Consider the following 8,147-nt stretch of genomic DNA (forward strand, 5'->3'; position numbering starts at 1 on the left):
TATATAAGCTTTCGTGTTGTTTTCGTTTAAAAGAGTCTCTATTTGAATTCTCTCTTTTAGAGTAAGTCGTTTATGTTTTTTTACTTCCATTATAACAAATCTATAAATTTAGATTTGTTGCGTTAAGTTATTGAATGGAGGCAATTTTCGGAGCGATTGCATTTAACGGTTTTGTGTATGGTTAGTTGCGTGTTTAAGCAACTAATTTAGTAAACAAAAACGAACGCGAGAAAATTCCGAAGGAATTTTCCAAATAAGCAACGACCAAAGCAATTAATTATACACGTTGTTGTGCCTTCGTACTTTATTTCGTTTTTAATTCTTTCCTTCTGTTATAGATTCCAAAACCGTAAGAAATCAATAATGGTATTGATAAAAATAACGATATTCCTGTCAGTAGCATTAAGACCATATAAGAACTATCGTGTGGTGTTGGGTTTCTCATTCCTCCCATAATATTAAAAACAACTCTATGTAAATTCAAGATAGTCAATACAGATATTATGATACATATTGGCATTAAGGTTACAGTAATAATATTACCTGTGCTTAATTTCGTAAAGTGCTTTAAAAAGTAATATAGTAAAGCTAATCTCCAAGCTGCAACAATTGCTAAAAACCAAACATTTATAGTGTTTGAAGTTTCTATTGAAAGAAATTTTTCTACTGGAACGGCGTAAAATATTGCTGGGAATGAGGTAAGTCCAATAAAAGTCAACACAATAAAATAACTCCAGTTTTCTATTTTAAAAGGTATTAAAATTACCCAAATGAATAACGCTAATACAAAAATGTAAATAACAGAACCTAATCCTAAATGTTGCATCAAATTAGCACCACTATCATCCCAATATCTACCCATTCCAACTAGCCAAGTGCCAATCAAACCTAAATAGAAATGTTTCATATTAAATTTCAACATTTCTTCTCTGGTTAACTTAAAAGTTAACAGTTTGATTAAGGTTTTAAATAGACTCATATAAATTTGTTTTTCTTCTGTTTAATAGTGTTTTTTTGAAGTGCTTTTTTCTGTCTGCAACAAGCTTTTTTGAATAGACATTTTCCATTAGATTTTCAAATTCTGTTTCAAGTTCCATAACTGAAAAGTTTTTTGGAATAAAATTCACATCAAATAATGTGCATTTGTCCCAATAGTTGTCAGTTAATAATCTTCCCTCTCTTTTAAGCTGATTATATAATTCAGTTCCTGGAAATGGTGTTAGTAAAGTTAACTGAACTTCTGAAAGATTACTATCAATTATAAACTGCTCTGTTTCCTTAAAAGTTTCTTTAGTATCTGTATCAAATCCAAGAATAAAACAACCATTAACAGAAATTCCATAGGATTGTATTTTGTCAATAGCTTCTAGGTAATTATCGAATTGTTTATGTTTCCAATTACCTCTATCAATTCCTTTCAGCCCATCTTTATTCGCAGTCTCAAATCCAATTAAAATTTGAGCACAGTTAGATTTAGCCAATAATTCCAATAACTCATCATCATAGGCAATAGAAATATCGGTTTCTGTAAACCATTTAATTTTATATTTAGCGAATAGAGTTAACAACTCTCTTGACCATTTTTTGTCTATAAATGTGTTGTCATCTGCTAACTCAATAAATGGTCTATCCCAAACTTCAAGGATTTTGTTTAATTCTTTTTCAATTTGTGGTATTGATTTCTTTTTGTAGGAACTTATAGTTCGAGAAGCTGCACAAAAACTACAATTTAAAGGACAACCTCTCGTAGTTTGAATTGTCAATCTGTTATACCTTGAAATGTCAAGCAATTCATATTTTGGTATTTTACAAGAATTGAAACGGAAAGTATATTTTGAGTTTGAAAGCGAACTATAAAACGGTTCGATTGTGTTGTTTTCAAAGTCATTAAGAATTGTTTCCCAAATTATTTCGCCTTCTCCTTGAATTACTATGTCAGCAAATTTTTGTGCTTCATTTGGAACTGCTGAAACGTGTAAACCGCCAATAGCAACTGTTATTCCAATATTTCTGAATCTTTGACTTAATTTATATGTTTCATTAATTCTAGCTGTTAATGAAGAAAATGCAATTATATCTGGCTTTTCATTAATTATTTCTATGATTTCAGATTCTGAAAAATGGTCTAGTTCTTTATAAATTACTTTCCAGTTTTCAGGTGTGTGAGCTGCAAGTGTCAATAAGCCTAAACTTGGTAAACTCGCAATTACTTCACTTCTTTCTACAAATCCGGGTAAAGTCAATCCAAGGTCAAGTAATCGTTTGTTATAAACTCTTACACCACTCATTGAAATTAAAATTACCTTGTATTGTTTCTTCATTTGTAGGTTTCTCGGTATGAGGCACAACGGTCTAGTGTATGATTTCGTTGCGTGTTTAAGCACTAAAATAGCAAATAAATCACAGATAGAAAGTCCGCGAGGACTTTCGTAAGTAGGCTATAACTAGCAATGAATTATACACATTGTTAGCATACGTTTTTTAGCACGTACACATTGTTATAATTACAACTTTCATATTATTAAAATTTTGCAATTCTTTTGATATTTTGGCATCTATTTCTTCTTCAATTTTCTCAATTTTTTCTTCTGCTTGATAATAGTACGTTCCGTTAGAGCGTTCCATTATTTCTTGTTGTTCTTTAATTTCTTTCTCGAAACTGATAGAGATATCTTTTAATGCTTTAATAATTCTGTCGGTTTTATCATTTTTATTATGAACATAAATGTCGTGAGAACAAAAAGTTCCTCCAAAAGAGTGTTTTTCGTCAGGTTCAGTTTTCATCCATAATCTATCTTTCCAAACGTGATTAGTTGAAATTCCGATTGCGTAAGATTGGTCTGTCAGTTCAATTATTTTAAATTTTTTTATACGATTTTTATCAATCTCTTTTTTATCTGTCAGAGTATAAATAAATCTTTTGGTTCCATCATAATCTGAATAGTCGTATTTAATTCTATTTTCATAATATGTGAATTCTCCTATTGAGTCGTTAAATTGATTTCTCAATATAAGTTCGTAGTTATTTTCTAAAAATTCTGTGTAGCTTATAGATTTATCTTTTTGGTAAATAGATGATAAAAAATTGTATCCAATTAATTCACTTCCATCTTTAAATTCAATTGAGAATTTAATTTGGTGTCCATTATATTCCGCAAATGCTACAAATGGTAAAAAGAGAATGAAAAATAAAAGGTTTTTAATTTTACTCACAATGTTTGTTTTAAATGTATGCTAACGTGTTTGTGTATGGTTAGTAGCGTTGGCTGGAACTAAGTTAGCAAAAGAAAACGAACCAGAGGAAAATCCGTAGGATTTTCCGAGTACACACAAACCAAGCTATTGACTATACACGTTGTTGTAAAACGTAATTTATACTGATTTTTAATCTTCTAACATCATTTCCAATCCATCTTTTAAAACTAGTTCGAAATATTTTCCGTGTTCAATTTTCACACTTACTACTTTAGCGTTTTTTGATTTGAGAAATGTTGTTTCCTTTTCGGTTAGTTTGCCAACGCTTTGGTCGATTTCGCTATAAATGTAAGTGAGGTTAGAAAGATTTGAATCTTTTAGCAATTCAGTATATTTTATGTCTCTATTCATTGCTGCGGCAATTTTTCGCATGTTAACTGTATATATATTATCTGATTTTTCACCAATTATTGGCGTAGTTGCGTCATATTCAAAATTCGCCTCAAATCCTTTAGAATAAGCTGTACTGACTTCTTTAGTCATATCAAGTCTACCTAACATTAATAAATATCCATCTGCAATATTGTTGTAATCAACAAGAGATTGTAAACCAACTAAAGAACCGTAAGATCCACCAACAACATACACTTTTTTATTTTCTGATTTAAAATAACTAATGAGCTCATATAGCGTTTTTACGGTTTTTTTATTATAATTTTTTGCCTGTTCCCACGAAATTTCTTCCTTTTCTGTTTCTTCTGGATGTAGTGTTTGCGATTCACGCATATTTATTAAAAAATAGTTGCCTTCATCAATGCCACCTAGAACGCTAAATGAATATTCAAAGCTAAACGTACTAAGATTATTTTCAGGTCCACCATCTATGTTTATAATTACTGTATCACTGTCAGGATTTCCAAAAGAATAACCATGTTTTTCCAATGATTTAGGTATATCATTATATACAATTCTTATGTCTTCATTTTTAAGAGTGCTTTTTACAACCAACGCTTTATATTCTCCATTTTCATCAACAAACATGCGAGGTATTAATTTTCGTTCTATTATTAGAGGTAACACTTCTTTAAAGGCCACTGGTGTGCCATCCTCATAATAAACGGGTTCAAAATCTGCTGGTGGTTCTTTTTTCATCAGTTCTTGCATCGGAAGTAATCTTAAGCTATCAGAAATAAATGTATATTCTTGAGCTTGTGCGAAAATGCTTGTCAAAAAACATGTAATTAGGATTAATTTTTTCATCTTTCCTTGGTTTATGTGTTTGGTTGATTATGTTTTACAACGTTGTTGTGTATGGTTAGTTGCGTGTTTCAGCAACTAATTTAGTAAACAAAAACGAGCCCGAGAAAATTCCGAAGGAATTTTCAAAATAGGCACTTGCCAAAGCAATTAATTATACACGGTGTTGTAAACCGTACTTTCTCACTTTTTTGTCCGCTTTTCTATATCCAATCCTTAATCCAATATACTGAAATTTGGCAAAAATCTCATTCACTAAATTCCTTTCATTTGGTCGGAATAGAGTAGGTTTTAAATTAGTTTTCCATAGTTCTTCAACAATTCGATTTCCCTCTCCATATCTTTTAAACCTCTTATAAAAACCTATAATTCCATCTGAAAAATCGTGAATCGCAACACTATCAAAAGCGTAAGACAAATTTCCGATTTCTGAAAGTCGTAAACCTAAATCGACATCTTCTCCACCTGCAATTGCAATTTCCTCATTAAAACCACTAATTTCATTAAATGCTTTTTTCCAAATCAGCGAATTAGCTGTAATTAAATATTGTGGAACGAAGTCACCATTTTCATTGTAAGTTTTTAACGGAATTAGTATTTCCTGACTTTCGTAATATTTTGAAAGTTTGTCATTATCCAATGATTTTATATTTCCAGCATAAGCAACAGATTTATTATCAGCTTTTAGATAGCCTTTCAAAATTGATTTTGTCGGAATACAATCGCTATCGTTAAAAAGCAACCATTTTCCTTTGGCAATTTCCGCTCCTTTATTTCGTGCAGAAGCTGGTCCAATTTTTCGGCACATAATTAATTCAATCGGCAAGCCGAAATTCAGATATTCAGATTTTAATTCAATTGCTGGACTTGAATTATTATCGACAATTATTATCTCTTTTGGAAAGTCAGTTTTCGAGTGAGTTTCAAAGAACTTGGTTAAATAATTATCAATTCCTTTTTGGTTGTCTTTAACTGGAATTACAATTGAAATTTCGTTTTTTGTAATTCGTTCAGACGATTTTTTTTCTGCCTTCTGTTCATCTTTGAAGAAGACTAATCGACTTATTAATGTCATTCGCGGTGTTTTTGGGTATGGTTTACAACGGTTCTGTATATGGTTTGTTGCGTGATTAAGCACCTAATTTAGCAAATAAAAACCGAATAGAAAATTCGCGAGAATTTTCGTAAGCAAGCTAGAACTAGCAATAAATTATATACTTTGTTGTAAGCCGTTTTTAATTCAGTTCTATTTTTTCAAAATTCTTTCTGCTCAACATTTCCTTAAATTCATTTCTGTTGAGACTTTTGTCGGTTCGATAATGCCAATGATAATAACCAAATTCAATGTTATAATATTCTCTGGTTTGTTCAAATCCGATTTCAATTATTTTTCCAATAAATTCGTTAAATACAGACTCATCTTTCGTGTGTAATTGAATTTTTTTATGCTCGTCCAAAGTGAGATTTGTTTCTCCTTTTTTCGAATGAACCACAATGTCAATAAATCCGTTTTGCAAAGTTGATTCATTATTTGACTTTAAGAATTCTATAATATTCTCTTTTGAGATTAAATCTTTTCCAGCGTGCAGTTCAGTTTGTTCATTTTCCCAATGGTCACGAATATAAATCCAAAATCCATCTGTATCAGGTAAAAAGTCAATAGCTTTAAAATACGTTTCTATAAGTCTGGAATTATCTGCAACAAGTTCAAATTCAAATATTCCGTTGTCATTTTTGCCATAAGCAACAAAGCATTCTTTTATCAAATCCGTTTCGTATTCGTTTTCGTCTGTTCCAAATGCAATTCCAGTTGGTGGCGTAAATTCCTTTTCTTCTTTTTTTAATTCGTAAGTATTGAAAGTCGAAAGCATAAAAATGTCCGAATTCATTTCTATTGCGTTTTCTGGTAATTCAAAACCTTCTAAATTATCTAATCTACAAGTTTCAATTAATTCTGGTTTTATTACACCTTCTTTTTCGGCTGTTTTCATTGCTTTTGCTAAACAATCTCCACAATGTGTTCCGTAAGTATAAAAGTTTGAATAAACTCCTGTTTTATCGTCTAAAGTTCCTTGTAATAGGAAGTACCAAAATTCTCGGTTTTTACTCATTTATGTTGGTCTGTTCAAATGGCTTACAACGTTGTTGTATATGATTTGTTGCGTGTTTCAAGCAACTAATTTAGTAAATAATTACGGACAAAGAAAGTCCGCGAGGACTTTCGTAAGTAGGCGAGAAGCCAGCAATAAATTATATACGGTGTTAGCAACTGGCTTTTATTCTTTCCGAAATTCGGTCATATTCTTTTTCTCCGAGTTCCGTTATAACTTTCTCTTTATTAGACTCAAAGATATTCTTGAAATTCAGAAATACAGTTGAGTTTTTATTCCAAAATTCAGTTGGCACTTTTGAAACAGAATCTAATAAATCTCCCTCATACAAATCTCCTTCGACAATTATATTCTGTTCAAGTTTTCTAATGCTATTCCAATTAAAAATTCAATTCCGATTTTTTGCGAAATCAAAAGTCGAATTTGTTCGATTGTTAATTCTGAAACTTTTATTTTTCTGTATTCAAAACACCTTTTCACCAAATTAGTTGGAAATTCAGCTGGTTCTTTCCAATAGTCATTTTCTAATTGTTCGATTGATTTTGATTGCATTTTAATCTGTTATTTCTACTAATCCTAAATCTTTAATTACTTGATTAATGTTAAATTCAAAATCTTTCGGAATATTCACAGTTGCAATACTTCCAAGGTCAACTTGCCAAAATCCGCCTCTTTTTGTTAATTCTTCTCCGAGCATTCGATAATCAGATTCCTTATAGTTTGGTGTCAGTCCAAATCTTCGAGTAATAAATTCCGTTTCTTTCAGAATTTTCACAACCTCGTGTCTGTTTTCAGAATTGATTTTAGTTTCAAATTCCACACCTAAAGTCAATTGTTTATTAAATAAGTCATTGTCAATCATCCGAAATTGGTTTTCAGATAATTTTTCAGCATAAAGAGTAGTCGTAACTTTTTCTTTTCTGTTATAGACTTCAATTTTAACTTCTTTCATTTTTCAGCGTTCTGATTTTTGCTTGTTGCTAACGGTCTTGTGTATGCTTTGTTGCGTGTTTAAGCAACTAAGTTAGCAAATAAAAACCGAATAGAAAATCCGCGAGGATTTTCGTAAGTAGGCGAGAACTAGCAATAAAATATACACGTTGTTAGCATTACGTATGGTTTAGTTTTATTAAGCATTTTACATTCAGTATTTCAGGTTATTTCATTCTTTTAATCTTAAAAGTTTCTTGAGTAAAATCCATGAACCGAAGCTAGTAATTATTTTTGCGTTCCGTATTTCAAGTTTAATATTTGCGTTCCGTATTTCAGAGTTTTTTATTCTTTTGATCTTAAAAGTTTCTTGTTACAAATCCATGAATCGAAGCTAAGAATTAATTATCCGTTTAGTATTTCAGGTTATTTCATTCTTTTAATCTTAAAAGTTTCTTGAGTAAAATCCATAAATCGGAGCTATGAATTTATTTACGTTCCGTATTTCAGGCTATCTTTTCCTTATTAATCTTAAAAGCTTGTGGGAAAAAATGTATAAATGGTAATGAACTAAAAAAAGTTTATTAAAAATTTTAATTTCATATTACCTGAATTTTCGTTTTTGAAAATCTAAAGAAAATATGAATGCTAACG

The 8,147-nt window shown here is 30.5% G+C and carries 7 protein-coding genes and 1 pseudogene; all 8 read right to left on the reverse strand.

What is annotated here, in order from left to right:
* Positions 1–304 precede the first annotated feature (304 nt).
* The 8 genes and pseudogenes from ACVC3Y_RS00160 to ACVC3Y_RS00195 all read right to left on the reverse strand — a co-directional run bounded on the left by ACVC3Y_RS00160 (position 305) and on the right by ACVC3Y_RS00195 (position 7,515).
* On the reverse strand, positions 305–907 hold the full coding sequence (locus tag ACVC3Y_RS00160) for a hypothetical protein (protein ID WP_452225723.1): 603 nt from the start codon (positions 905–907) through the stop codon (positions 305–307).
* Between the two features lie 58 nt (positions 908–965).
* Entirely contained in the window at positions 966–2,321 is a 1,356-nt protein-coding gene (locus ACVC3Y_RS00165) for a radical SAM protein (protein WP_452225724.1), read from the reverse strand.
* Positions 2,322–2,481: 160 nt separating this feature from the next.
* On the reverse strand, positions 2,482–3,213 hold the full coding sequence (locus ACVC3Y_RS00170) for a hypothetical protein (RefSeq protein WP_452225725.1): 732 nt from the start codon (positions 3,211–3,213) through the stop codon (positions 2,482–2,484).
* A gap of 171 nt (positions 3,214–3,384) precedes the next feature.
* Positions 3,385–4,455: a hypothetical protein gene (locus tag ACVC3Y_RS00175; protein WP_452225726.1), complete on the reverse strand. Its 1,071-nt coding sequence runs from the start codon at positions 4,453–4,455 to the stop codon at positions 3,385–3,387.
* A gap of 151 nt (positions 4,456–4,606) precedes the next feature.
* Entirely contained in the window at positions 4,607–5,527 is a 921-nt protein-coding gene (locus tag ACVC3Y_RS00180) for a glycosyltransferase (RefSeq protein ID WP_452225727.1), read from the reverse strand.
* A gap of 160 nt (positions 5,528–5,687) precedes the next feature.
* Positions 5,688–6,563: a hypothetical protein gene (locus ACVC3Y_RS00185; protein WP_452225728.1), complete on the reverse strand. Its 876-nt coding sequence runs from the start codon at positions 6,561–6,563 to the stop codon at positions 5,688–5,690.
* A gap of 151 nt (positions 6,564–6,714) precedes the next feature.
* Positions 6,715–7,115, reverse strand: a pseudogene (locus ACVC3Y_RS00190) (contact-dependent growth inhibition system immunity protein).
* Between the two features lies 1 nt (position 7,116).
* Positions 7,117–7,515, reverse strand: a complete 399-nt coding sequence (locus tag ACVC3Y_RS00195) for a hypothetical protein (RefSeq protein ID WP_452225729.1) — start codon at positions 7,513–7,515, stop codon at positions 7,117–7,119.
* Positions 7,516–8,147 lie beyond the last annotated feature (632 nt).

This window comes from Lacinutrix cladophorae, from assembly GCF_053604645.1.